The organism is Nitrospira sp., from assembly GCA_035968315.1.
GTDB lineage: Bacteria > Nitrospirota > Nitrospiria > Nitrospirales > Nitrospiraceae > Nitrospira_D.
In genome coordinates, this window is sequence record JAVYIN010000005.1 from 1 (window position 1) to 24970 (window position 24970).

Annotated in this window: 21 protein-coding genes; 19 read left to right on the plus strand and 2 right to left on the minus strand. The window is 60.1% G+C overall.

Annotated elements, in window-relative coordinates; genetic code table 11:
- The first annotated feature begins 318 nt into the window (after positions 1-318).
- The 17 genes from RI101_03705 to rfbA all read left to right on the plus strand — a co-directional run bounded on the left by RI101_03705 (position 319) and on the right by rfbA (position 19689).
- Positions 319-1326, plus strand: a complete 1008-nt coding sequence (locus RI101_03705) for a UDP-glucuronic acid decarboxylase family protein (GenBank protein MEC4889143.1) — start codon at positions 319-321, stop codon at positions 1324-1326.
- A gap of 147 nt (positions 1327-1473) precedes the next feature.
- Positions 1474-2808, plus strand: coding sequence for a glutamate-5-semialdehyde dehydrogenase (locus RI101_03710; protein ID MEC4889144.1), 1335 nt, complete (start codon positions 1474-1476; stop codon positions 2806-2808).
- On the plus strand, positions 2809-4593 hold the full coding sequence (locus RI101_03715) for a hypothetical protein (GenBank protein ID MEC4889145.1): 1785 nt from the start codon (positions 2809-2811) through the stop codon (positions 4591-4593).
- 41 nt (positions 4594-4634) lie between these two features.
- A complete protein-coding gene (locus RI101_03720) occupies positions 4635-5327 on the plus strand; it encodes a hypothetical protein (protein ID MEC4889146.1) in 693 nt (230 codons plus the stop codon).
- Between the two features lie 292 nt (positions 5328-5619).
- Positions 5620-6174 (plus strand): bifunctional pyr operon transcriptional regulator/uracil phosphoribosyltransferase PyrR, encoded by a 555-nt coding sequence (gene pyrR, locus RI101_03725; protein MEC4889147.1) that lies wholly within the window; start codon positions 5620-5622, stop codon positions 6172-6174.
- Positions 6175-6216: 42 nt separating this feature from the next.
- A complete protein-coding gene (locus RI101_03730) occupies positions 6217-7137 on the plus strand; it encodes an aspartate carbamoyltransferase catalytic subunit (GenBank protein MEC4889148.1) in 921 nt (306 codons plus the stop codon).
- A 3-nt stretch (positions 7138-7140) separates the two neighbouring features.
- The gene (locus RI101_03735; GenBank protein MEC4889149.1) at positions 7141-8430 is read left to right on the plus strand and encodes a dihydroorotase; all 1290 of its coding nucleotides are present in this window, start codon (positions 7141-7143) and stop codon (positions 8428-8430) included.
- 3 nt (positions 8431-8433) lie between these two features.
- Positions 8434-8958 (plus strand): hypothetical protein, encoded by a 525-nt coding sequence (locus tag RI101_03740; GenBank protein ID MEC4889150.1) that lies wholly within the window; start codon positions 8434-8436, stop codon positions 8956-8958.
- Entirely contained in the window at positions 8955-10133 is a 1179-nt protein-coding gene (gene carA / locus RI101_03745) for a glutamine-hydrolyzing carbamoyl-phosphate synthase small subunit (protein MEC4889151.1), read from the plus strand. Before RI101_03740 ends, carA begins: the two co-directional genes overlap by 4 nt.
- Positions 10126-11079: a signal peptide peptidase SppA gene (gene sppA / locus RI101_03750; GenBank protein MEC4889152.1), complete on the plus strand. Its 954-nt coding sequence runs from the start codon at positions 10126-10128 to the stop codon at positions 11077-11079. Before carA ends, sppA begins: the two co-directional genes overlap by 8 nt.
- A 139-nt stretch (positions 11080-11218) precedes the next feature.
- Positions 11219-12169, plus strand: coding sequence for a M48 family metallopeptidase (locus RI101_03755; protein MEC4889153.1), 951 nt, complete (start codon positions 11219-11221; stop codon positions 12167-12169).
- Positions 12170-12187: 18 nt separating this feature from the next.
- Complete coding sequence (gene carB, locus RI101_03760; GenBank protein ID MEC4889154.1) at positions 12188-15445, plus strand: carbamoyl-phosphate synthase large subunit; 3258 nt, start codon at positions 12188-12190, stop codon at positions 15443-15445.
- A 23-nt stretch (positions 15446-15468) separates the two neighbouring features.
- Positions 15469-15948: a transcription elongation factor GreA gene (gene greA, locus RI101_03765; GenBank protein MEC4889155.1), complete on the plus strand. Its 480-nt coding sequence runs from the start codon at positions 15469-15471 to the stop codon at positions 15946-15948.
- Between the two features lies 1 nt (position 15949).
- The gene (locus tag RI101_03770; protein MEC4889156.1) at positions 15950-16756 is read left to right on the plus strand and encodes an SAM-dependent chlorinase/fluorinase; all 807 of its coding nucleotides are present in this window, start codon (positions 15950-15952) and stop codon (positions 16754-16756) included.
- Between the two features lie 94 nt (positions 16757-16850).
- Entirely contained in the window at positions 16851-17912 is a 1062-nt protein-coding gene (gene rfbB / locus RI101_03775; GenBank protein ID MEC4889157.1) for a dTDP-glucose 4,6-dehydratase, read from the plus strand.
- Entirely contained in the window at positions 17909-18811 is a 903-nt protein-coding gene (gene rfbD / locus RI101_03780; protein MEC4889158.1) for a dTDP-4-dehydrorhamnose reductase, read from the plus strand. Before rfbB ends, rfbD begins: the two co-directional genes overlap by 4 nt.
- On the plus strand, positions 18808-19689 hold the full coding sequence (gene rfbA / locus RI101_03785; protein ID MEC4889159.1) for a glucose-1-phosphate thymidylyltransferase RfbA: 882 nt from the start codon (positions 18808-18810) through the stop codon (positions 19687-19689). The genes rfbD and rfbA overlap by 4 nt, the downstream gene beginning before the upstream one ends.
- On the opposite strand, the gene lhgO is transcribed toward rfbA, so the two are convergent.
- Positions 19686-20894: an L-2-hydroxyglutarate oxidase gene (gene lhgO / locus RI101_03790; GenBank protein ID MEC4889160.1), complete on the minus strand. Its 1209-nt coding sequence runs from the start codon at positions 20892-20894 to the stop codon at positions 19686-19688. The genes rfbA and lhgO overlap by 4 nt on opposite strands.
- Positions 20881-22251, minus strand: a complete 1371-nt coding sequence (gene bioA / locus RI101_03795; protein ID MEC4889161.1) for an adenosylmethionine--8-amino-7-oxononanoate transaminase — start codon at positions 22249-22251, stop codon at positions 20881-20883. Before bioA ends, lhgO begins: the two co-directional genes overlap by 14 nt.
- Positions 22252-22375: 124 nt before the next feature.
- Here bioA and lepA point away from each other — a divergent pair, with 124 nt between their 5' ends.
- Entirely contained in the window at positions 22376-24208 is a 1833-nt protein-coding gene (lepA, locus tag RI101_03800; protein ID MEC4889162.1) for a translation elongation factor 4, read from the plus strand.
- Positions 24205-24960 (plus strand): signal peptidase I, encoded by a 756-nt coding sequence (lepB, locus tag RI101_03805; protein MEC4889163.1) that lies wholly within the window; start codon positions 24205-24207, stop codon positions 24958-24960. Before lepA ends, lepB begins: the two co-directional genes overlap by 4 nt.
- Positions 24961-24970 lie beyond the last annotated feature (10 nt).

Genomic DNA, 24970 nt, shown 5'->3' on the forward strand with positions numbered 1-24970 from the left:
ATCGGGCCTATCTCGACATGGGGCTCCAAGAAGTGCTGAAGCCGTTGCGGGCGCAGCAGGGCGGGGTGCTGATCGATGTGAAGAGTGTCTTTGACCCGGCAACGGTGCCGGCGGGCATTAGGTATTGGCGGCTCTAGGGGAAATAGTGCATGGTAGGGGCTGTCAGCGAGTGCCGTAGGTAGTGAGGGTACTCTCTATAGAGCATATTCTTTCAAGGGCAAGATCTCTTGTTGGCCGCTTATAGGAAGTTAGATATTCCCCTACTGTAGATCGAATCAACTGACGTTGGACGTGATATTTTCCGAACAAAGGACTCCTATGAGAATACTGGTTACCGGTGGAGCGGGATTTTTAGGCAGCCATTTATGCGAGTCTCTCGTTGAGCAAGGCCATACCGTGGTCTGCATGGATAACCTGGTGACAGGCCGGGTGGAAAATGTGGCGCACCTGATGGGAAACGAACGGTTTTCCTTCATGAAGTACAATGTGTGCGACTATCTCCATATTGAGGGAGGGTTGGATGCCATCCTGCATTTCGCCTCGCCGGCCAGTCCTCAGGATTACCTTGAGTTGCCGATCGCCACGTTAAAGGTGGGAGCGTTAGGGACGCACAAAGCCCTGGGTTTGGCCAAGGCCAAAGGCGCCAGGCTGCTCCTGGCGAGTACGTCGGAAGTCTATGGCGATCCGCTGGTCAATCCGCAGCCGGAGTCCTACTGGGGCAATGTCAATCCGATCAGCCCCCGCGGCGTCTACGACGAAGCGAAACGGTTTGCCGAAGCCATGACCATGGCCTATCACCGGTATCATGGGGTGGATACCAGGATCGTCCGTATCTTCAATACTTTTGGCCCCCGCATGCGTCCGCATGATGGGCGAGTGGTGTCGAACTTCATTGTTCAGGCGCTGCAAGGCAAGCCGCTCAGCGTGTTTGGCGATGGTGCGCAGACGCGCAGTTTCTGTTATGTGGACGATTTGGTACGGGGCATTCTGGCCTTGCTGATGATCGATTCGGACCGGAGTGTGGAACAACGCACGGACCGCAAGTTCCTCCATGCCAAAAATAACGGCGAGGGCGGCGACAGCATCCATAATCCGGTGAATATCGGCAACCCCCGCGAGTTGACGGTGTTGGAGATTGCCAAGCTGGTGATCGAGCTGACCTGCTCATCCAGCCAGATTACGTACCATCCGTTGCCGGCCGACGATCCCAAGGTGCGGCGGCCTGACATCACGCGCGCACGCACGCTGCTCAAGTGGGAGCCTCAGGTGCCGCTGGAGGAGGCGTTGGTCCGTACGATCAAGTATTTCAAGCAGGTCCTCGCTTAACCAGACAGATTGAACAGGCGAGATAGGCTTTCCCCGCCCGTCTCGCCTGTCCCGCCGTTTTCGCCCGTCGCGCGGCACTGCTTGACCCCCTTCAAACTCGCACGGTATCCTGTCCTCCGCGTCATATTTTATGGAGAAGGGTTAAGCATGTCATCTGATCTCGAACCGCAGCGCGACACGGCCGTAGTTTCTGCCGAATCAACGGATCTTCAAGACGTTCCGCTTCAGCCGATTCCAGAGTATGTCCAGGAGTTGGTGGCGCGAGCCAAACAGGCGGCTGGGCGGCTGGCGACGTTCTCCACAGCGGTCAAGAATCGGGCTCTCGAGGCGATGGCCGATGCCTTGGATGAAAAAAAAGAGCAGCTCCTCGAAGCGAATGCAAAGGATGTCGAGGCCTTTGGCTCAACGCCGGAGAAGAAGGCGATGGCTGACCGGCTCCGGCTCACGGACAAGCGGATTGCGGAGATGTCAGCCGGCATCCGGGAAGTCGCGAAGCTGCCCGATCCGTTGGGCGACATGCCGAAGATGTGGACCAGGCCGAACGGGATGCAGGTGGGGCGTGTGCGGGTGCCGATCGGCGTCATCGGCATCATCTATGAATCCCGCCCGAACGTCACGGCCGATTCCGCCGCGCTCTGCTTGAAGTCCGGCAATGTCTGCGTCCTGCGGGGCGGCAGCGAAGCGATTCATTCGAACACCGCCATTGCGGCGGTGCTGGCCGAAGCGGCAGAGAAGGCAGGCGTGCCTCCCGGCGCCATCACCTTTGTCGAACGGCCTGATCGGGAAGTCGTGCCGGTGCTGCTGAAAAAAGACCGGTATATCGATTTGATCATCCCGCGCGGCGGGCCATCGCTCATGAAGACGATTGCCGAACATGCCACCATTCCGGTTGTGAAGCATGATGCCGGGATCTGCCACATCTATGTGGATGCGGATGCCGATCAGGCGCAGGCCGAATCGATTTGTGTGAATGCCAAGGCCCAGCGGCCTTCGACCTGTAATGCGATGGAAACCTTGCTGGTCCATCAATCGATTGCCAGGACCTTTCTCCCTCGCCTCATGGACAAGTTGACGGCCGCCAAGGTGGAAGTGCGCGGCTGTCCGAAGACCTGCCAGCTCTTGCCAGAGGCGAAGCCTGCTGCTGAGGATGATTACGGGAAGGAATTTTTGGACCTGATTCTGGCGGTGAAGGTGGTGAAGCATATGGACGAGGCGATGGAACACATCGCCAAGTATGGCTCCCAACACACCGAAGCGATCGTGACCACCGATTATCAGCGGGCCATGCGGTTTTTGCGCGAGGTCGATGCGGGGGCGGTGCTGGTGAATGCCTCCACGCGGCTCAATGACGGCTATCAATTCGGTCTCGGCGCCGAAATCGGGATCAGCACCTCCCGCATCCATGCCCGGGGTCCGATGGGGTTGGAAGAATTGACCTGCTCGAAGTTTGTCGTCATGGGGAGCGGTCAGATCCGCGAGTAAATGCCAGACGATCCCGTTCGCACCGCATTCTCGTTTCCCGGAGCGATCCAGTTTCCCGACAACCGTGATCTGGCTCAACGGTTCGACCAGGCCGGCGGGCGAGTCGTCCGTCAGACTTCCGGCCATCTGGTGTTCTATCGGCCGGACGGGCGCCGCATGCTGGCCGCTGATCCTGCCGGCCACCCGCTCCATGAATGCGAATGGGGACAGGATGCGAAAGGGGCTGCCGTTCTTGTGCGGGCCCGCTTGCGGCTCGACTGGGGGCGGTGGGTGGGGCTGAAGCCGGGCGGCTTGGTGAATGAGACGCGGCTTAATCTGGCCACGAAGCCGGGCTGGCAGCGGCTGAAGGCGGAAGACCTGCGGCAGATGGCGGCGCAGGCGATGCGCGTGCCTATTGAAGAAGTTCGGTTCTTTTACGGGGACGACGATCTCGTCATCGATGCGCATGGCCAGGCGACGATTCGGCATCGCAAAGACGCCTTCTATGTGCTGGAGGACGGCTCCTTCGACCATGCCCGCTTCATGTCCTGCATGGGGGCGATGCATTGGGACCGGATTGATTTCCTGCCGGTCGTTGAACTCTTCAAATCCTTATTGCCTGGCACCGGCTCCGCCGCGTTTGAACTGATTCGCGGTCTCTACGACGATCAGAACGAGGGCCAGCCAAGCCCGCGGCCCTTGCGCTATCGGGGCATTCCCACCTATCCCTCGGAAGCGGCCTTTGCACTCTTCAGCAGTTTCTTCACGGCACAGGCCCCGGGCGGGGGAGAGCCGATGGCTTTGTTTATGGATCCGTCGCGCGCCCATCAGCTCACGTGGCTGCCGTCGCGCGCCCTGCCCTTGCGCTATTTCGACGAGGCTCAGCGCCTCTGTGTGACGGTGCGGGGCGGCCAGTTGGTGAAGGCGACGTGTGCTGACGATCCAGCAGGACTGTCCTATGCCAATCCCAAGGGGCGGCGAGTGGCGGCCTGGGATCGCATGGCCACGATTGTCGATGGGCGTCTTCGGTTGAAGGATCGGGATCGTACGACGGAACTGAGCCTGCCGCAGGGCGCCGGCGGGTCTATGGCCACTGAAGGGGGAGCCACCGTCAGTTCCGTCGATTGGCGATCGGTCTTTGTGCAGGGCGTTCCGGCCGTTGAGCCGGGGGAAGTCTTTGGGGCTGTGCTCTTGTATCCGCAGGATGAAACACCGGTCGGAGAACTGGCGGCGCAACCGTTTGTGGCGGACTATCTGCAAGATCTGGCGGAACAGGACCGTGAGATCGGCCAGATTCTCTTGCGGGCTGAGCGGATATTGATTGAGAACGGCGACGCGGTCATTTCGACCTGCCTCCCATTCGATCGTCCTCGAGACGTGTCCGTCACCGTCTGGCATCCGGCCTTTGCGTACAAGCAAGCCCAGCAACTGTGGACCCAGTGCCACGAAATCCAACGGTGGGAGTGGCTCCAGCGGACACAGTTCACGCTCGCCAGTGCTCAGCCTCCAGTGACATCGGTCGGCGCCTCCCATGACCTTGCCTATGTGTGGGTTCCCTATGCTGAATTTGAGCAGGCGAGTCTGCTCGTGGCCCGCCTGCGCCTGCTCGCCCAGCGGACCAAGACCGGCGGGAATGCCTTCGTCGTCGGCCCAGCGCGTCTGGGAGACGAGTTGCCGAAGGCCGGGTTTCAGCTGTGCTGGCAGGAAGCGGTGGAGAGGCTTCCGACGTTTGCCATGCACAAGACGATTTTGCCGAAAGCCAAGCTGCGCAGCGGGCTGACTCTCTTTCACGTCCGCCGCATGTAACCTCTTGCGCCGATCCGCCTCCTTCGATTACTGTCATCCTCATGAGCGAGCCGACCCAAGAACAGATGCCTGCCGAAGAGGCGGGAGACAAGATCGTCATCTACTGGGAGCGGGAGTACTCCACGGCCTTTCCCCCGGAGCGGCTGAAGCTGGATTTCCATCCCCATCGGCCGATGTTGAATAATATGACGCTGGATGAGCAACGGGCGCTGGCCGCCAGCGGATACAAGGTGGTGCCGGACGACTGCGGGCCGGTGCGCACCGTCGGCAGCTATGGCTGGCTCATCCGCTGCCCCGCGGATATCAAATTGCGCCGGACGGCCGAGGGGGTCAAGTGGCAATCGCCGCCGATTCAACCGGAAGAGCGGCTGCTGGGCTACAAAACGTTCTCCGGCATGTATGTCGACCTGATTCTGAACAGCGGGTATCCTAAACTCTGCTGCGGGATTCGCTTCTACTATCCCAAGCACGTTGGCCTCATGATGAAGGATCTTCCCAACCCCTTCTTCCACCTTCCTGATCGGACCTTTAGTATCTGGGAGGGGATTAAAACGCAGGAGTATAAACGCACGCCGAACCAATATGACTGGCTGCCGGATTACGAAGCCTTCACCGCCAATTTTCTCCTGCAACTGCACAAGCCCACCACGATCAAGCGCGGCGACCCCATCGGGTTGGTGCTGCCCGTCCTGCTGCCCAAGCAATTCACCCTCGAAGAAATCACGCGTCCATAATCGTGTCCCCTTAGAATAATCAGCTATGCCGGCGAGGCTGTCCGCTGCCCCCTCGAATCCCTGCCTTGACAGGCTTCTGAGCCGTCAGTAAGATGCAGCTGCCTTTAACGCTCATCCTGCGAGGTGAGCAAGGAGACGATATGAGAACCCAACCCGGCGATGGCCGGATTCACGACGTGAACCTTCTTGCCCGCTCAGGCGAGAGGGTTTTTTTATGTCCTCAAGAAGACGTGAAATGTAACGGGTGACGAGTGATGGGGTGGGGGAAAATCTAGCGGGTGGAGCGTCAACAGTGACTACGGATAAACAGAACGAACGGTTGATCATGGATGCCGGGGATATGGGCCGGGCGCTGACGCGCATTGCCCATGAAATTCTTGAGCGCAATAAAGGCGTGAAGGACCTGGCGCTCGTCGGGATTCGAACGGGCGGTGTGCATCTGGCGCACCGGTTGGCGAAGCGGATTGAAGAGATCGAGCGGGTGGCGGTGCCGATCGGCGATTTGGACATCACCCTCTATCGTGACGACTTGTCGCTGCGCAAGGAGCAGCCGGTGTTGCGCACGACCTCGGTGCCGTTCGACGTGTCGGACAAGGTGGTGGTGCTGGTGGACGATGTGCTGTTCACGGGGCGCACGATCCGCGCGGCGATGGATGGGTTGATGGATCTGGGCCGGCCGGCTGAAATTCAGCTGGCGGTGCTCGTGGATCGCGGCCATCGGCAGCTGCCGATCAAGGCCACCTATATCGGAAAGAATCTGCCGACGTCGCGGGAAGAAAACGTGCAAGTGCTGTTGGAGGAACTCGGCGAGGATGACCGGGTGGTCATTTTTAAGGCCGGATCCTGAAAGGGCTGTGCGTGTGGGATCGGAACGTGAGCGGAGGTTGCCATGAGCCTCAAAGATAAACACCTCCTCAGTCTGGCTTCTCTGTCGGTGGACGAGATTGCCTTGATTCTCGAGACGGCGGACTCCTTCAAGGAAGTCAGCGGCCGTGAGATCAAGAAGGTGCCAGCGCTGCGCGGGCGCACCGTCGTCAACCTGTTCTTTGAGCCAAGTACGAGAACGCGCACCTCGTTTGAATTGGCCGCCAAGCGGCTGAGCGCGGACGTCATCAATTTTTCTCCCTCGTCGAGCAGCGTGGTCAAGGGGGAAACCCTGCTCGATACGGCGCGAAATATCGAGGCGATGCAGGCGGATATCATCGTGCTGCGCCATTCGTCGGCCGGGGCTGCCGAGACCTTGGCGCGCGGGGTGAAGTCGTCGGTGATCAATGCGGGCGACGGCTGGCATGAGCATCCGACGCAGGCGCTGCTCGATCTCTATACGATTCGCGAGCGGGGGCTGCCGTTTCAAGGATTGCGCGTGGCCATCGTCGGCGACGTGGCGCATAGCCGGGTGGCGCGCTCCAACATCTTGGCCCTGACGAAGCTCGGCGCCGAGGTGCGGGTGGTGGGGCCGGCCACGATGATTCCCTTCGGCATTGAAAAACTTGGCGTGACGGTATTTCACCATCTCGACGAGGGGTTGCAGGATGTGCAGGTGATTATGATGTTGCGGCTCCAGCTGGAGCGGCAGGGGAAGGCGCTGTTCCCGACCATCCGTGAATATGCGCGGCTGTACGGATTGACGGCGGAGCGGGTGAAGCTGGCGGATCCAAAGGCGATCGTCATGCATCCCGGGCCGATCAATCGCGGGGTGGAGATTGCGCCGGACGTGGCGGATAGTCTGTCGTCGGTGATTTTGGATCAGGTGGCGAACGGTGTAGCCGTTCGCATGGGCGTTCTCTATCTCATGTCAGGAGCGAACTAAATCGTGGCAATTTTGATTAAAGGCGGGCATGTCATCGATCCGGGGCGCGTGAACGGGGTGGCGGATGTGTTGATCGATCAGGGCAAGATCGCGGCCGTTGGGACGAACCTGCAGGCTCCGGCCGGATGCACGATGATTGAGGCCAAGGGCCAGCTCGTGTTGCCCGGCTTTGTGGATCTGCATGTCCATTTCCGCGAACCGGGATTCGAGTACAAGGAAACGATCCAAAGCGGCAGCGCCTCGGCGGTGGCGGGCGGATTCACCACGGTCTGCGCGATGCCGAATACCAAGCCGGTCAACGATAATCAGGCTGTGACGGAATTCATGATCGATCGGGCGCGGACGGCGGGACTGGCCAATGTGCTGCCGATCGGAGCCATTACGAAAGGCTCGGAGGGGAAGGAATTGGCGGAGATCGGCGATCTGCGCCGGTCCGGCTGCGTGGCGATCTCGGATGACGGCAAGCCGGTGATGAACAGCCTGGTGATGCGGCGGGCGATGGAATATGCGCTGGCCTTTGATCTGACCGTGGTGGACCACTGCGAAGATCTGCATCTGGCCGAGGGCGGCTGCATGAACGAGGGGATGATCTCTACCGAACTGGGCTTGCCCGGCATTCCTGCCGCGGCGGAAGATGTGATGGTGGCCCGCAACTTGTCGTTGTCCGAGCTCACCGGGGCGCGGCTGCATCTCGCCCATATCAGCACGGCCGGGTCGGTGCGCATGGTGCGCGAAGCCAAGGCGCGCGGGATCAAGGTGACGGCGGAGGCCTGTCCGCACCATTTCACGCTGACGGAAGATGTGGTGCGGGGCTACAACACGCTGGCAAAAATGAATCCGCCGCTCAGGACCGGCGGGGATGTGCAGGCGATCAAAGAGGGGCTGCGCGACGGCACGATCGATGTCATTGCCACCGACCATGCGCCGCATGCGACGCAGGAGAAGCAGCAGGACTTTACCGAGGCGCCGTTCGGGATTGTGGGCTTGGAAACCGCACTCCCGCTCACGCTGGCCTTGGTGGAGGAAGGCGTGCTGACCTTGGAGCAGGCCGTGGATAAATTGACGGCGGCGCCGGCGGTGGCCTTTGGATTGAAGAAGGGGACCTTGGCGGTCGGCGCCGACGCGGATGTGGCGATCGTTGATCCCAACGAATCCTGGAAGGTCGATCCCAGCAAGTTCAAGTCGAAAAGCCGGAATACTCCTTTTGCCGGGTGGACCGTGAAGGGGCGGGTGAAGACGACGATTGTCGGGGGGCGAGTCGTGTTCGAGGCCCCGGCGGCGGAGCGGGCGTGACGGATGGAGGGCCGGGCCTTTCTCTGGACGTCGCGAGTAGGTCTCACGCTGGAGTGGCTGGCGTTGGGCCTGTGGGTAGGCGGATTGGTAGTGCTGGTGGCGGCGGTGATTCCCGCGGTGTTTAATACGTTTGGCGGGCAGGATTCCGGAGGATTTTTTCTCACGCGGGCCTTTGAGGGCTTCAATCGCGTGGTGCTGGGCGCGATGGCGGTGTTGGTGGCGGGCGTGGTCTGGCGGCATCGAACGCAACATCCGGTGATGGCCCCCACGCGGGCCGAGATGATGGTGCTGGGGGCGATGGTGCTGATTGCGGGGATCATCATCGGGGTCTTGCATCCGCAAGCCGCCGCGCTGCAAGCCGAGGCGTTTGCGATCAAGGATGAGGCGGCGAGGAAGGCGGCCTTTGCCGCATTTTTCAAGATTCATATGCCGGTCCGGGCGTTGTACATGGTGAATTTGTGTCTGGGCATGGTGCTCATGGGCATTCGCGTCAATCACACATTGCGATCGGGTAAGGGGCAGGCATGAAGAAGGCGCTCTTGGCATTGGCGGATGGCACGGTCTTCGAAGGGCGCGCGCTCGGTTACGAAGGCGAGACAGTCGGTGAAGTGGTGTTCAATACCGCGATGACCGGCTATCAGGAAGTGCTGACGGATCCCTCCTACAAGGGGCAGATCATTACGATGACCAGTCCCCACATCGGGAACTATGGTGTGACGCCGGAGGATGTCGAGTCGCGCAAGATCTGGGCGGAAGGGTTTGTCGTGATGGAGGCCAGCCGGCTAGCCAGCAATTGGCGCAGCAAGGGGTTGCTCCAGGATTATTTGGCGAAGGCCCAGGTGGTGGCGATCGAAGGATTGGATACACGGGCGCTGACCAGGCACCTGCGCGAGCATGGCTCGCAGCAGGGCCTGATCACGCATCTGGATGGGGATCGCGCGCGCGCGGTCCAGAAAGCCAAGACCGCTCCCGGCATTGTCGGGCGCGATTTGGTGGCGGAGGTGACTTCGGCGCGGTCGTATGCCTGGACGAGTGATTCCGGCGAGTGGGCGCCCGATCTCGGAATGAGCGCCGCGCGGCCGGCCACTCGCAAGCCCTGGCGGGTTGTGGCCTATGATTTTGGCGTGAAGGAGAACATTCTTCGGCGCCTCGTCGATGTGGGCTGTGAGGTGACGGTGGTGCCGGCTTCGACGCCGGCGGCCGAGGTCATGGCCTTGAAGCCGGACGGGGTGTTTCTCTCGAACGGTCCCGGCGATCCGGAAGGCGTGCCCTACGCCATGGAAGCGGTCCGGTCGCTGATCGGCCGCTATCCGATTTTCGGCATTTGTCTCGGGCACCAAATTCTGGGATTAGCCTTTGGCCTGAAGACCTACAAGCTGAAGTTCGGCCATCATGGATCGAATCATCCGGTGATGGATCTGCGGACGAGGAAAGTGGAGATCACCTCGCAGAATCATAATTTCGCGGTGCAGATTCCGGCCTCGTTCAACGGGGTGCCGGACCGCCCGCTGACGGTGGACACGAAGATGGGGCCGGTGGCCATCACGCATGTGAGCCTGAATGACCACTCGATTGAAGGCATGGCTTGTGTCGATCAGCCGGTCTTCTCCGTGCAGTATCATCCTGAAGCCTCGCCCGGTCCGCATGACTCGGCCTATTTGTTCGAGGAATTCGTCCAGTTGATGGAGAAACACCATGCATAGCCGGTTTGCGATGATCGTGCTGATAGCGCTGCTGATTTCCGGATGCACGTTGAATTTCCCTCTGTTCCCCGGACCGGGTCCGCTCCAGGAAATGCCGGTGAGCGGCAAGGGCGACGCCAAGGTGTTGCTCGTTGAGATTTCCGGAACGATCAGTTCTCAGGATGGAGAGGGCTTGGCCCAGACGCCAAGCCTCGTGGCGAGCGTCAAAGAGCAGTTGACGAGGGCCATGCAGGACGAGAAGGTGAAGGCCGTGGTGCTCCGCATCAACTCGCCGGGCGGGACGGTGACGGCATCGGATATTATTCATCACGAGCTCAAGACGTTCAAAACCAGCCGGAAGATTCCCCTGGTCGCGTCCATCATGGACGTAGGGGCATCGGGGGGCTACTATATTGCCGCGGCGGCGGACTCGGTATTCGCGCATCCCTCCTCCGTCACGGGCAGCATCGGCGTGATTATGCTGACGGTCAATGCGCATGGGTTGCTGGAAAAAGTCGGACTCGAAGCGACGGCGATCACGTCGGGGCCTCGCAAGGACATGGGCTCGCCGTTCCGGATCATGACGACGGACGAGCGCGCGATTTTCCAGGGACTCATCGATTCCTTCTATCAGCGGTTTTTGGCGGTGGTGCAGGAAGGCCGTCCGCAGCTTCAGATGGACCAGATCAAGAAGCTGGCCGACGGACGCGTGTATACCGGAGAGCAAGCGAAGACGTCCGGGTTGGTGGACGAGATCGGGTATCTGGAAGATGCGGTTGAGCTGGCAAAGAAGAAGGCGGGATTGACGGAGGCCCGGGTGGTCATGTACCGGCGTCCCGGTGAATATTCGAATAATGTCTACTCCAAGCTGATGGCGCCTGGTCCCTTAGCCGGTCTGGGCACTCTCGATCTGATGGCGGTTGTCCGTGGCGGGACGCCTCAGTTTATGTATATGTGGATGCCGTAAGGGAAGAAGGGTTGGTCTGGTCTGTTCGGTCTTTCTCGTCTCTCTGGTCAGTGGGAGGGAAAAGCAGCTAAAGGCAATGGCGTAGGCCAATGAGACTGACCAAATAGACCAAACAGACTGAATAGACCAAACAGACCACATGAACCAGACCGACCAAATGGACCAGACAGACCTGATCGGCCGCCGTGCGGCGCTGGTGCTGGGGGCGCGCTGGGTCGCGGGGCTCTCTGCGGTCTTGGGGACCTGTTCGGCGGTGAGCGTGCTCTCGTTGGTGACGGGCTGTTATCGGGCTCCGGGGACGGCGCGCGATCAGCTCATTTTCTTCTCGGAAGAAAAGGAAATGCAGTTTGGCCTGGAAGCCTATCGGGAAGTGTTGCGGCAGGCCCGGCTCAGTGAGAATCAGGAGATCAACGAGCTGGTGCAGCGGGTCGGCCAGCGGATTGCCAAGGCGGCCAACAAGCCGGAGTATCAGTGGGAATTCGCCGTCATTCAGGATGACAAGACGGTGAATGCCTTTGCCTTGCCCGGCGGGAAGGTCGCGGTGTTTACCGGCATTCTGAAACATACGCAAGGGGAGGCCGGATTGGCCACCGTGATGGGACACGAAGTCGCGCATGCGCTCCAGCGCCATGGCGTCGAGCGGATGAGCCGCAGCATCATCGACCAGATCGCCCAACTTGGCGCGATTGGCGCGGCGGTGGGAGCGCACGGCGGCGGCGGGGCGATTGCCGGCGCCTTGGGTGCCTACGGAGTGAATGTGTCGCTGCCGTTCAACCGGAAGCAGGAGTCGGAGGCGGACTATATCGGCCTGCGCCTCATGGCGGAAGCAGGATACGATCCGCGGGAAGCCGTGCCGTTTTGGGAGCGCATGAGCGGGTGCCCGAGGCAGATGATCGGGAAGGTCTGTTTCCGCGCCCAGCAATCGATCCCGGAGTTTCTTTCGACTCATCCGTCGGATGCCACGCGCATCAATCAGATCGAAGCCTGGCTGCCTGAGGCCTTGCAACATTATCATGGGGCCGCGACAAGTCCGGTGCCGCCGGCTGCGCCCTATCGGCCATTGATTGGACCGATGCCTGAACCCAGTTAGTGTGTAACGAGAGGATTCATGCCCAGACGTACTGATATCAAGTCGATCTTGTTGATTGGTTCCGGTCCGATCGTCATCGGGCAGGCCTGTGAATTCGATTATTCCGGCACGCAAGCCTGCAAGGCTCTGCGGGAGGAAGGGTTCAAGGTCATCCTCATCAACAGCAATCCCGCCACCATTATGACCGATCCGGAACTGGCCGACCGGACCTATGTCGAACCGATCACGCTGGATGTGGTGGAGAAAGTCATCGAGCGCGAGCGGCCGGATGCCTTGCTGCCGACGATGGGCGGGCAGACGGCGCTGAATGCCACGATGGGGCTGGTGAAGCGCGGCGTGCTGGACAAGTACGGCGTGAAGCTGATCGGGGCGTCAGCGGAGGCGATTCATAAAGCCGAAGACCGGGAAGCCTTTAAGCAGGCGATGGAACGAATCGGTCTGAAGGTGCCGGAGAGCGGGACGGCGCATACTCGCGACGAGGCGACCAAAATTTTAGAGAAGGTGGGATTCCCGGCCATTATCCGGCCGTCCTTTACGATGGGCGGCACCGGCGGCAACATTGCCTACAATCGGGAAGAGTTCGAAAAGCTGATCGACTGGGCGCTGGCAATGAGCCCGGTCAGCCAGGTGCTGATCGAGCGGTCGTTGATCGGCTGGAAAGAATATGAACTGGAGGTCATGCGTGATCTCAAGGACAACGTGGTCATCGTCTGTCCGATCGAGAACCTGGATCCCATGGGGGTCCACACGGGAGACAGCATCACCGTGGCGCCGGCCATGACCCTGACCGATAAAGAGTATCAGCGCATGCGCGATGCGGCGTTGCGGATTATTCGCGAGATCGGCGTCGATACGGGCGGCTCCAACATTCAGTTCGGCCTGAACCCTGACAACGGGGAGATGATCATCATCGAAATGAATCCGCGGGTCTCGCGGAGTTCGGCGCTGGCGTCGAAGGCCACCGGATTCCCGATTGCCAAGATTGCCGCCAAGCTGGCGGTGGGCTATACGCTGGACGAAATCACCAACGACATTACCGGTGTGACGAAGGCTTCCTTCGAGCCGACCATCGATTACGTGGTCGTCAAGATTCCGCGTTTTGCGTTTCAGAAGTTCAAGGGAGCGGACCCGACCCTGACCACGCAAATGAAGTCGGTGGGCGAAGTGATGGCCATCGGCCGGACCTTCAAGGAGTCGCTCCAAAAAGCGATCCGTTCGCTCGAATTGGATTTGAACGGACTGGCCTCGCGCCTGGGGATCGATCGGGGCATTCCCGCGGAGTTCAATCGAACAGAGGCGTTGGAAAAGATTCGGAGAACCTTGAAGACCCCTTTGCCGGAGCGGCTCTGGTATCTCGCTGACGGGATCAGACTTGGGATGACGAATGAAGAACTCTTTGCGATCACCAAAATCGATCCCTGGTTTCTCGAACAGATTCGCGATCTGATCGGGTTTGAACAACGCCTTCAGACCCAGGCGGGCAATGCGTCGGCGGCCCTGGCCGGCGGGCTGCTGTGGGAAGCCAAGGAGTGGGGATTCTCCGACGACCGGATCGGCCAATTGCTCGGCGTCGAGGCGGCTGTCGTCCGCAAGGCGCGCATGGGCTCTGGGCCATCCGCTCGGTCCGTTACCTATAAGCGGGTGGATACCTGTGCGGCGGAGTTCGAGGCGCATACTCCCTACCTCTATTCGACCTACGGCAGCGAGTGTGAGTCACGGCCTTCCGATCGGAAGAAGGTGGTGATCCTGGGCGGCGGGCCCAACCGGATCGGGCAGGGGATCGAGTTCGACTACTGTTGCGTGCATGCCGCGATGGCGTTGCGCGACGAAGGCGTCGAAACGATCATGGTGAATTGCAATCCCGAAACCGTCAGCACCGACTATGACACGTCCGACCGCCTCTATTTCGAGCCGCTGACGGAGGAAGATGTGCTGAACATCGTCCATCGGGAGCAGCCGCTGGGGGTGGTGTTGCAGTTCGGCGGGCAGACGCCGTTGAAGCTGGCCTTGCCGCTCTCCAAAGCGGGGGTGAACATTCTAGGGACGAGTCCCGAGGCGATCGATCGGGCGGAGGATCGGGAACGGTTCCGTGATTTATTGAACAAGCTGGGGCTGCGGCAGGCCGAGAGCGGCATGGCGCGTTCGGTCGAAGAAGCGGTGCAGATTGCCGGGACAATCAGCTATCCGGTCATGGTGCGGCCTTCCTACGTGTTGGGCGGCCGGTCCATGCAGATCGTCTACGATGAAGGCGGGTTGTTGGAATACATGCGCTCGGCGGTCAAGGCCTCGCCGAAGCATCCGGTTTTGATCGACAAGTATCTTGCGGATGCGATCGAAATCGACGCCGATGCCATTTCAGACGGCAAGACAGTCGTCGTCGCCGGGATCATGGAGCACATCGAAGAGGCGGGCGTGCATTCCGGAGACTCGGCCTGTTCCTTGCCGCCCTATACCTTGGATAAGGCTCTTGTGAACGAGATCGAGCGGCAGATGAAAGCCTTGGCGATCGAATTGGGCGTGGTGGGGTTGATGAATGCCCAATTCGCGGTGAAGGACAAGACGGTCTATGTCCTTGAAGTGAATCCGCGCGGGTCGCGCACCGTGCCGTTCGTCAGCAAAGCGATCGGTGCGCCGCTGGCGAAATTGGCGATGAAAGTGATGCTGGGCAAGTCTCTCTCCGAATTGGGTTTCACGGCAGCGCCGCAGCCGAAGCATCTCTCGGTCAAGGAAGCGGTCTTCCCGTTCAATAAGTTTCCGGGTGTCGATGTGCTGCTCGGGCCTGAGATGAAGTCCACCGGCGAAGTCATGGGTATCGACAGCGATTTCGGCTGGGCCTTTGCCAAGTCGCAGGCGGGAGCTGGTTCGAGTCTGCCGAAAAGCGGGACGGCGTTCATTAGCGTGAAAGATACCGATCGTCCTGCGGCCTGGGATGTGGCCACGCGTTTGCGGAAGTTGGGCTTTCAAATTCAGGCCACGAGCGGAACGGCAGGGTTCTTGAAAGAGCAAGGCGTGGAAGTGGAAGTGGTCCATAAAGTCAAAGAAGGGCGGCCACATGTCGTCGACCATATCAAGAACGGAATGGTTGCTCTGGTGGTGAATACGGTGCGAACGGCATCCGCCCATACCGATTCGCTGTCGATCCGACGTGAAGCCCTCCAGAAGGGGGTGCCGTATTACACCACGATGCGGGGTGCATTGGCGGCTGTGATGGGGATTGAAGCCCTGACAAAGAAAGAATTGTCCATTCGGTCGCTGCAAGAGTATCATCGGGGCTAGCTTGGGAGGAGACCAGAGAGACCATGCCTACACCGATTACGAAAAAAGGATTTGAGGCCCTCAAGGCGGAGCTGGATCGCCTGCGGAAAGTCGAGCGGCCCAATGTGATCGAAGCCATCGCCGAAGCGCGTGCCCATGGCGATTTGAGCGAGAACGCCGAGTATGATGCGGCCAAGGAACGGCAAGGCTTTATCGAGTCGCGCATTATCGAGATCGAATCGAAGCTGGCCGACGCGCGGGTGGTTGAGATTGCCGCCGGCCGGATCACGGAGACGGTGGTCTTCGGGTCCACGGTGCTGGTGATCGAGCAGGAGTCGCAATCCAAGAAGCAGTATACGCTGGTAGGGCAGGACGAAGCCGATATGAAGTTCAACAAGATCTCCATTCAGTCTCCGGTGGGCCGCGCGTTGATCGGCAAGCGCGTCGGCGACTTCGTCGAAGTCACCACGCCGGTGAAAATGGTCGAGTACGAAGTGGTGGAGATCAAGTTCGAGGAACTGTGACGTGCCGTCGGCACTCCCGCTCATCACCCTCCTGACCGACTTCGGTGAGCGCGATTGGTTCGTCGCCAGCATGAAAGGGGTGATCCTCTCGATCAACCCCGCAGCCCGCATCGTCGATCTATCCCATCACATCACCCCGCATCGCATCGATGAAGCCGCCTATTGTTTACGGTCCTGCTACAGGTATTTCCCTGAGGGGACGGTGCATGTCGCGGTAGTCGATCCGGGAGTCGGGAGCGGCCGCCGGGCGATTCTCGTGAAAACGGCTCGGTACTATTTTGTGGCTCCGGACAACGGCCTCTTGACGCCGATTTTCACCGAGGAGCCGGACGCCGAGATCTGGCAATTGGAGAACCGGCAGTACCGGCTGGAGTCGCAGGGCGCCACGTTCCATGGCCGGGATGTGTTTGCGCCGGCTGCCGCCTGGTTGAGCACAGGACTGCACGCAGGGGTATTCGGACCGCCGGTATCCGATCCGGTCACGATCGATTGGCCTCAGCCGATGGTCGAAGGAGCCAGGGTGCGGGGGCACATTGTATACGTGGATTGCTTCGGGAACGCGATTTCCAATATTACCTCGGCGCATGTCATGGCCGTTCAAGCTGGCATCGGGAGTGCGTCTGTCACGATTCGTCTCTTGGATCACAGGATTGAGGGGCTGGTGGGCAGCTATCAGGCAGGCCGGTCCGGCGCGCCGTGCGGGTTGATCAATAGCAACGGGGTGCTTGAAGTGTTTGTCAAGGAAGGGAGTGCGGCAAGCCTGTTGGGCGTGAGCGTTGGCGCGCCGATCGTGATTTCTCGTGAGTAAAAGGCGGAATTTAGTGGGCGAAGCCGCTTCAAAGGGCTACATATAAGTACTTGGCTCTGCTAGTCAGTGATGGTTCTGGTAGAGGAGCGAGCGAATGAGCATTCTTGTGACCGGCGGGGCCGGATTCATCGGCGCTAACTTTGTCTTGGATTGGCTGCGGGACGGCCGGGAAGCCGTGGTCAATCTGGATAAGCTCACCTATGCCGGCAATCTGGAGAATTTGGCGTCGACCCAGGGGGACAGCCGGCATCAGTTCGTGAGGGGCGACATTGGCGATGCGGCCTTGCTGGCGAAGCTGCTGGCCGAGCATCGGCCGCGCGCCGTTGTCAATTTCGCGGCGGAAAGCCATGTCGATCGCTCCATCCACGGACCCGAAGATTTCATCCAGACGAATATTGTGGGCACGTTCCGGTTGCTGGAAACAGTGCGCGGTTATTGGAGCGGACTGCCGGAGGAGGGAAAGTCCTCGTTTCGCTTTCTGCATGTGTCCACGGACGAGGTGTATGGCTCACTAGATACAGCCGCCCCTGCCTTTACCGAGGAGCACCGGTATGAGCCGAACAGCCCCTATTCCGCCAGCAAAGCCGCATCGGACCATCTCGTGCGGGCTTATCATCACACCTATGGGCTGCCGGTTGTCACGACCAATTGCTCGAATAACTATGGGCCCTTCCAATTTCCCGAAAAGCTGATTCCCCTGGTGATTCTCAATGCGCTGGCGGGCCAGCCGTTGCCGGTGTATGGGGATGGCCAGCAGGTCCGCGATTGGCTCTATGTCGGAGATCATTGCGCCGCGGTCCGGCGAGTGCTGGATGCCGGCCGGGTTGGCGACACTTATAATATCGGCGGGGGAAATGAGCGGGTGAATCTGGACGTCGTGCGAACTGTCTGTGCCATCCTGGACGAATGGCATCCGAAACAGGGCGGTGGCAGTTACCAGAGCCAGATTACGTTCGTGAAGGATCGCCCCGGGCACGATCGCCGGTATGCCATCAACTCGGAGAAAATCCGGCGTGAACTGGGATGGACGCCTGCGGAAACGTTTGAGACCGGCATGCGGAAAACGGTGCGGTGGTATCTCGACCATCAGGCCTGGGTGGGGCATGTCACCAGCGGAGCCTATCGCCAGTGGGTGGAGCAACAGTACAGCCGATGAAGATCGTATTGCTCGGCAAAGACGGCCAAGTCGGATGGGAGTTGCAACGGTCGCTGTCGATCTTGGGCGACCTGGTGGCAACCGAACAGGTGGATCTTGATGTTGAACGGCCTGACAGCGTGCGGGACTGGATCCGTCGGCAGCGTCCCGCGGTGATCGTGAACGCGGCCGCCTACACGGCGGTGGATCAGGCCGAATCGGAGCCGGACAAGGCGCGGCGCATCAATGCCGACGCGGTGGGGGTGCTGGCGGAGGAAGCGGCGCGTCTCAATGCCTGGCTGGTCCATTACTCCACCGACTATGTGTTCGATGGACGGAAACCCGCGCCGTATGTGGAAGACGATGCGGCGCACCCGCTCTCGGTGTATGGCCGGACGAAGTGGGAGGGGGAGGAGGCGATTCGCGCCCTTCACGCGAAGCACCTTATTTTCAGAACCAGTTGGGTGTTCGCCGCCAGAGGAAAGAATTTTGTGAGAACGATCGCGCGGCTGGCCAAAGAAAAAGAGACGCTGCGAGTGATTGCCGATCAATGGGGGGCGCCAACGAGTGCGGAGTTGCTCGCCGATGTCACGGCCCTGGCCATCTCCCGGATCACGGGCAACGGTCAGGACGACCGCTACAGGGGCACCTATCACGTAGCGGCGGCCGGTGAAACGAATTGGCATGAGTATGCGCGGTATATCGTCGCCTTGGCGAAGGAACGAGGCGCGGCGGTCAAGACGGCGCCGGATGCCGTGGTGCCCATTCCGACCGAGGCCTACCCGCTGCCGGCCCAACGGCCGCGAAATTCCCGGTTGAATACGATGAAAGTCGCAAGCACATTCGGCCTGTTTCTGCCAGATTGGCAGGTGCATGTCCGGCGGTGTCTGGATGAACTGGCGGCACAGGGGGCGTTATGACACGCAAGGGCATTATTCTGGCGGGCGGCACGGGGTCTCGTTTGCATCCGGCCACATTGGCGGTTTCCAAACAGCTGCTGCCCATCTTCGATAAGCCGATGATCTACTACCCGCTCAGTACGCTCATGCTAGCCGGGGTGCGGGACATGCTGGTCATTTCCACTCCGCAAGATACGCCGCGGTTTCAGCAGTTGCTCGGGACTGGGGAGCAATGGGGGCTTCGCGTGTCCTATGCCGTGCAGCCCTCGCCGGATGGCCTGGCGCAAGCCTTCATCATCGGAGAGTCGTTTCTGGGGACTGATCCTTCGGTGCTGGTGTTGGGAGACAATATCTTTTACGGTCATGATTTTCCCCAGCTGTTGAATCAGGCCATGGCACGCCGAAACGGTGCCACCGTATTCGCCTATCACGTGCAGGATCCCGAGCGGTATGGCGTGGTGGAGTTTGACGCCAGCGGCCGGGCTATCAATCTTGAAGAGAAGCCGGCGGCGCCGAAATCCAACTATGCCGTCACGGGGCTCTATTTCTACGATGCCGAGGTCGTGGCGTTCGCGAAGCAGCTGAAGCCCTCGGCGCGCGGAGAGCTGGAGATTACCGATCTCAACCGGCTGTATCTTGAACGGGGGCGGCTGCATGTCGAAGTCATGGGGCGCGGCTATGCCTGGCTGGATACCGGGACCCATGAGTCGGTCTTGGACGCCAGTCAATTCATCGCGACGCTCGAACACCGGCAGGGGCTCAAGGTCGCGTGCCCTGAAGAGATTGCCTATCGCAACAAATGGATCAACGCAGGGCAATTGGAGAAGCTGGCGCAGCCCCTGTTGAAAAACGGGTATGGGCGCTATCTGCTGCGCGTGTTGAAAGAGCCGGTGTTTTAAATGGGAGGGTGTGTGTGGCGCTCGATCTCATCGCACACATGGGCGGCGAAGGGGAGCGAGCAGGTAAAGGCCGGTGAGACGGCGTTGAGCACATGCATTGATCGGCGGTCTCCCTCCAGCACGAAGTCCATCTCCAGTTTCTTCGTGGTGATGTCGAGCAGCTGGGCTCTGATGCCCGGCCGGCCCCACGTCACATAGTTGTTCTCCTTCACGCCTTCGGCCAGTACCGAGGCAAGTTCGACCATCTTGCTGCGGGAATACTTGGCGATCTCCTCGACCGCCAGACGCCGGTAGTCGAATTGCGCGCCGGTCAGCAGGCCTAATCCTCGGCCGGCCACTTCCATCAACTCGCTCAGCTTGAAATTGCTCAGCCCTTCGTAATTCTCACGCCAAAAGGCCGGAATGGCTGTGGGGCCGATCTTGGCTTTTCCATCCGCCGTAATTGTGAAGTGGACACCAAGGAAAGGATTGCGCAAATCGGGAACCGGATAGATGTTGGTGCGGAATGAGCCGGGCGGTTCATTTGAGTAGAGATAGAGTCCCTTGAAGGGCAGGATCCGGTACTTTTCGGAAAAGCCGTAATTCAGCGCGATCTTGTCTGCATAGAGTCCGGCGGCGTTCACGATGTAGCCGGCCGCGATCAATCCTCTGTTGGTCCGGATGCCCTGCTCGGTCCGGCTCACGTAGGCGGTGCCAAGGTGCAGCTCGATGCCTTCCTGCATGGCATCTCGCTGCATGGCTTCGACGACGTGAATCGGATTCACCGTCGAGGTGCGCGGCGAAAACAAGGCTCGCTGAAATGTTTTGACGCGCGGCTCAATCTTCTTGGCCTCCGCCTCGCTCAATTCCTGAAGGTCGATCCCATTCGTCCGCCCGCGCCGCAGGAGCTCATCGAGGGACGGCAGGTCGCACTCATCCTTGGCCACGACGAGTTTTCCGCATCGATTGATGGGAATGCCCTTGTGCTCGCAATAGGCGGTCATGCGCTCATTGCCGAGTTTCGTGAGTTTGGCCTTGAGGCTGTCCGGCGAATAGTAGAAGCCTGCGTGGAGCACGCCGCTGTTGCGCCCGCTGGCGTGGGCGCCGAATTCAGACTCTTTCTCGATGAGGCCGATGCGCGCATCGGCCTGGCGCGCTTTCAGCTCTCTGGCGATGCTGAGCCCGATGACGCCGCCGCCGATGACGAGGACATCATACTGTGTCATGGGTGCTCACAATGGATTGCCGGATGATCGAGACCATGCGTTGGAGCTCCTTCAGCGTGACAGCCAGCGGAGGCATGAGGACGAGCACATTGCCGATGGGGCGCAGGATGAGCCCCCGGCGGCGCGCCTCCATCGTGACCCGGTGACCGATCCTGGCGGCGAGCGGGTAGGCTGTCCGGGTGGCGCGATTCTGGACCATCTCGATTCCCACCATGAAGCCGCGTTGACGAATGTCGCCGACCTGCTCCAGCTGTGCGAGGGGGCGCAGAAAGCGGGTGAGCGCGGCAATCTTGGGGCGCAGTGCCGCCAGGGTGTGTTCTTTCCGGAAGACCTCCAGATTCGCCAGCGCCACGGCGCAGCCCAGTGGATTGCCGGTGTAACTGTGGCCGTGAAAGAAGGTCTTGAAGTCTTCGTATTTTCCCAAGAAGGCGGTGTAGATGTCTTCGGTCGTCAGCGTGGCGGCAAGGGGCATGTAGCCGCCGGTCAATCCCTTGCTGATGCACATGAGATCCGGCGTGACGTCTTCATGCTGGCAGGCGAACATCTTGCCGGTCCGTCCGAATCCGGTGGCCACTTCGTCGGCAATCATGAGGACCTGGTACTGCGTGCAGAGCTCGCGGACTTTTTTGAGATAGCCGGGAGGCGATGTGATGATGCCGGCGGCGGCTTGGACAAGCGGCTCGATGATCAGCCCGGCAAGATCGCGATGGCGTGTCTTCAAAACCTGCTCAAGAGGGTCGAGGCATGCCGTGCCGCAGCCGGGATAGGTCAACTTGAGCGGGCAGCGGTAGCAATAGGGCGGATCGGCTTCGACGGTCGGGAACAACAGCGGCTTGAATCGGCCGTGGAAAAGCTCGATGTTGCCGACGCTGACGGCGCCGAGGGTGTCGCCATGGTAGGCCTGCTTCAAGTGGAGAAAGGATGTTTTGGGTCCGGCGTCGGGGTGGTGCTGTTGCCAGTATTGCACCGCCATCTTTAGGGCGACTTCAACGGCGGTGGAGCCATTATCGGAATAGAACACGCGGGTCAGTCCCTTGGGCGCGAGGCGGATCAGTTCGCGCGCCAGCTGAATGGCCGGTGGATTCGAGAGGCCGAGAAAGGTGGAGTGGGCAATCTTGCCCAGCTGGGTCTTGATGGCACGGTCAAGGACCGGATGCCGATGCCCGTGAAGGTTCACCCAGATGGAGGATGTGCCGTCGAGATACTTTTTCCCCTTCGCATCGATCAGGTAGGAACCTTTTCCGCGCTCGATAATGAGCGGCTCCTCCTGTGCCCATTCCTGCATCTGGGTGAAGGGGTGCCAGAGGTATTGGCGGTCCCACTCAGCGAATTTGTCAGGGCTGGTTCTTCTGGCCATGCGAGTCTCGACATCGGCGAAGATGATCGGAAACGGTGTGCGTCGAAAGGCGCGAGAAATCGGCGCGTGGCGCGGATTATACGGGCGCACCGCCGCTTTGACAACCTGGGGGGCAGTTACTATAATGAACCGATTTTATTCAGAAAAGAGCCAGGATTTGCAAAGTCTTATTCGCAACTTTTCGATTATCGCTCATATCGATCACGGCAAATCGACCCTCGCTGACCGGATCCTCGACGCAACTGGCGCGGTGACTGCCCGAGAGGCCAAGGAGCAGATCCTTGATGCCATGGACCTGGAACGGGAACGTGGCATTACGATCAAGGCTCACGCGGTGGCGATCAAGTATCGGGCCAACGATGGGAAGATCTACTCGTTGCATCTGATCGATACGCCGGGGCACGTGGACTTTACCTATGAAGTCTCCCGCAGCCTTGCCGCGTGCGAAGGAGCGCTCTTGCTGGTGGATGCCACTCAAGGGGTGCAGGCCCAAACCATCGCCAATGTGAACTTGGCCATGGCGAACAACCTTACGATCATTCCGGTCATCAACAAGATCGATTTGGCCAGCGCCGATGTCGAAGGCACCAAGCAATCGATTTCCGACGTGCTCCAGCTCGATGCCAGCGATGCTATGCTCATCAGCGCCAAGGAGGGCAAGGGCGTGCCGGAAGTGCTGGAGGCCGTGATCGAACGGATTCCGCCGCCCTCCGGAAATCCCAACGCCCCGCTGAAGGCGCTCATTTTCGATTCCTGGTTCGACAATTATCAGGGCGTGATCGTCCTGACCCGCATCGTCGATGGGTCCGTTCGCCCCGGCATGAAGATCAAGGTGATGTCGAACGACCGGGTGTTTGAAGTGATGGAAGTCGGGCAGTTCACGCCGAAGCGCACGAAGAAAACCGAGTTGTTGACCGGCGAAGCCGGGTATGTGTGCGCGAATATGCGGGAAGTGGCGGACGTGAAGATCGGCGATACGCTGACCGATGCGGCGCAGCCGACGAGCACGCCGTTCCCCGGCTACAAGGAAGTGAAGCCGCTGGTCTTCTGCGGCCTCTATTCGACCGATACCGCCAAGTACGAAGATTTGCGGGATGCGCTCGTCAAGCTGCGGTTGAACGACTCCTCCTTCATCTATGAGCCGGAGACCTCGCTGGCGCTCGGCTTTGGATTCCGGTGCGGCTTCCTGGGGTTGCTGCACATGGAGATCATTCAGGAGCGCTTGGAGCGGGAATACGGGCTGACGCTGATCACCACGGCGCCGACGGTCGTCTATCGCGTGATGACCACCAAGGGCGATGTGCTGGAAATCGACAATCCCGCCGACCTGCCGGAGCCGAGCAGCATCGAATCGTTCGAGGAGCCCTTCATTCTCGCCACCGTCATTACGCCCGAGCGGTACATGGGGTCGATCCTCAAGCTCTGCCAGGAACGCCGCGGCATTCAGCGGGACATTCACTTCCTCGATCCGACGCGCGTGGTCATCAGCTATGAGATGCCGCTCAACGAAGTGATCTTGGACTTTTACGACAAGCTGAAGTCGCGCACCCAGGGCTATGCCTCGCTGGACTACGAACTCCTGGGCTATCGGGAGTCCAAGCTGGTCAAGATCGACATTCTGCTGAACGGCGAGGCGGTCGATGCCCTGTCATTCATTACCCATGAAGAGCGCGCCTACTACCGTGGCCGGCAGATGGCGGAGAAGATGAAGGAACTGATCCCGCGGCAGATGTTCGAAATCGCCATTCAAGCGGCCATCGGGAATAAGATCATCGCCCGCGAAACGATCGGCGCGATGAAGAAGAACGTCATCGCCAAGTGCTACGGCGGCGACATTTCCCGCAAACGGAAGCTGCTCGAGAAACAGAAGGAAGGGAAGAAGCGCATGAAGTCGGTGGGCAGCGTCGAAGTGCCGCAAGAAGCGTTTCTCGCCCTCTTGAAAGTCGGTGACGAATGAGCGCCGAGCCGACCCCGCCCAATCTGGATGAGGTGACGGGGCCTTCGGCCGCGGTTCCCTCCGGATCGCCGGATGCCGGCACGGATCGGCCCGGCGCCAAATCGATCGTCCGAGAATATGCCGAAGCCATCGTCGTGGCGATGCTGCTCGCGTTTGCCATTCGCGTATTCGTGGTGCAGGCCTTCAAGATTCCGTCCGGCTCGATGATTCCCACGCTGTTGATCGGCGATCACATCCTGGTCAGCAAGCTGTCCTACGGCCTCCAGTGGCCGGCCGATTGCAAGCTGCAACCGGCTTTCCCCCCGGTGAATTGCTACACCTCCAGCACGATTGTGGCGTTCGGCAAGCCGCAACGGGGCGATGTCATCGTGTTCCGGTTTCCGGAAGACGAAGAGAAAGACTTTATCAAGCGCATCGTGGGCGGGCCTGGCGATACGGTGCAAGTCCGCAATAAAGTGGTCATCGTGAACGGAGAACCGTTGGACGACAAAGGGTTTACGCAGCGCATCGATCCCGGCATCATCGACGGCACGGTCAACCCGCGCGACAACTTCGGCCCGGTGACCGTTCCGGACGGCTCGTACTTTGTCATGGGCGACAACCGGGATCAGAGCCTCGACAGCCGGTTCTGGGGCTATGTGCGCGAAGAGAAAATTCGCGGCAAGGCCTTTCGGATTTATTGGTCCTGGAGTGGGCAAGGCAATTGGACCGAGTGGGTCCGGTGGGAGCGGTTCGGCAAGGCGATTCAGTAGGGAGGACGCA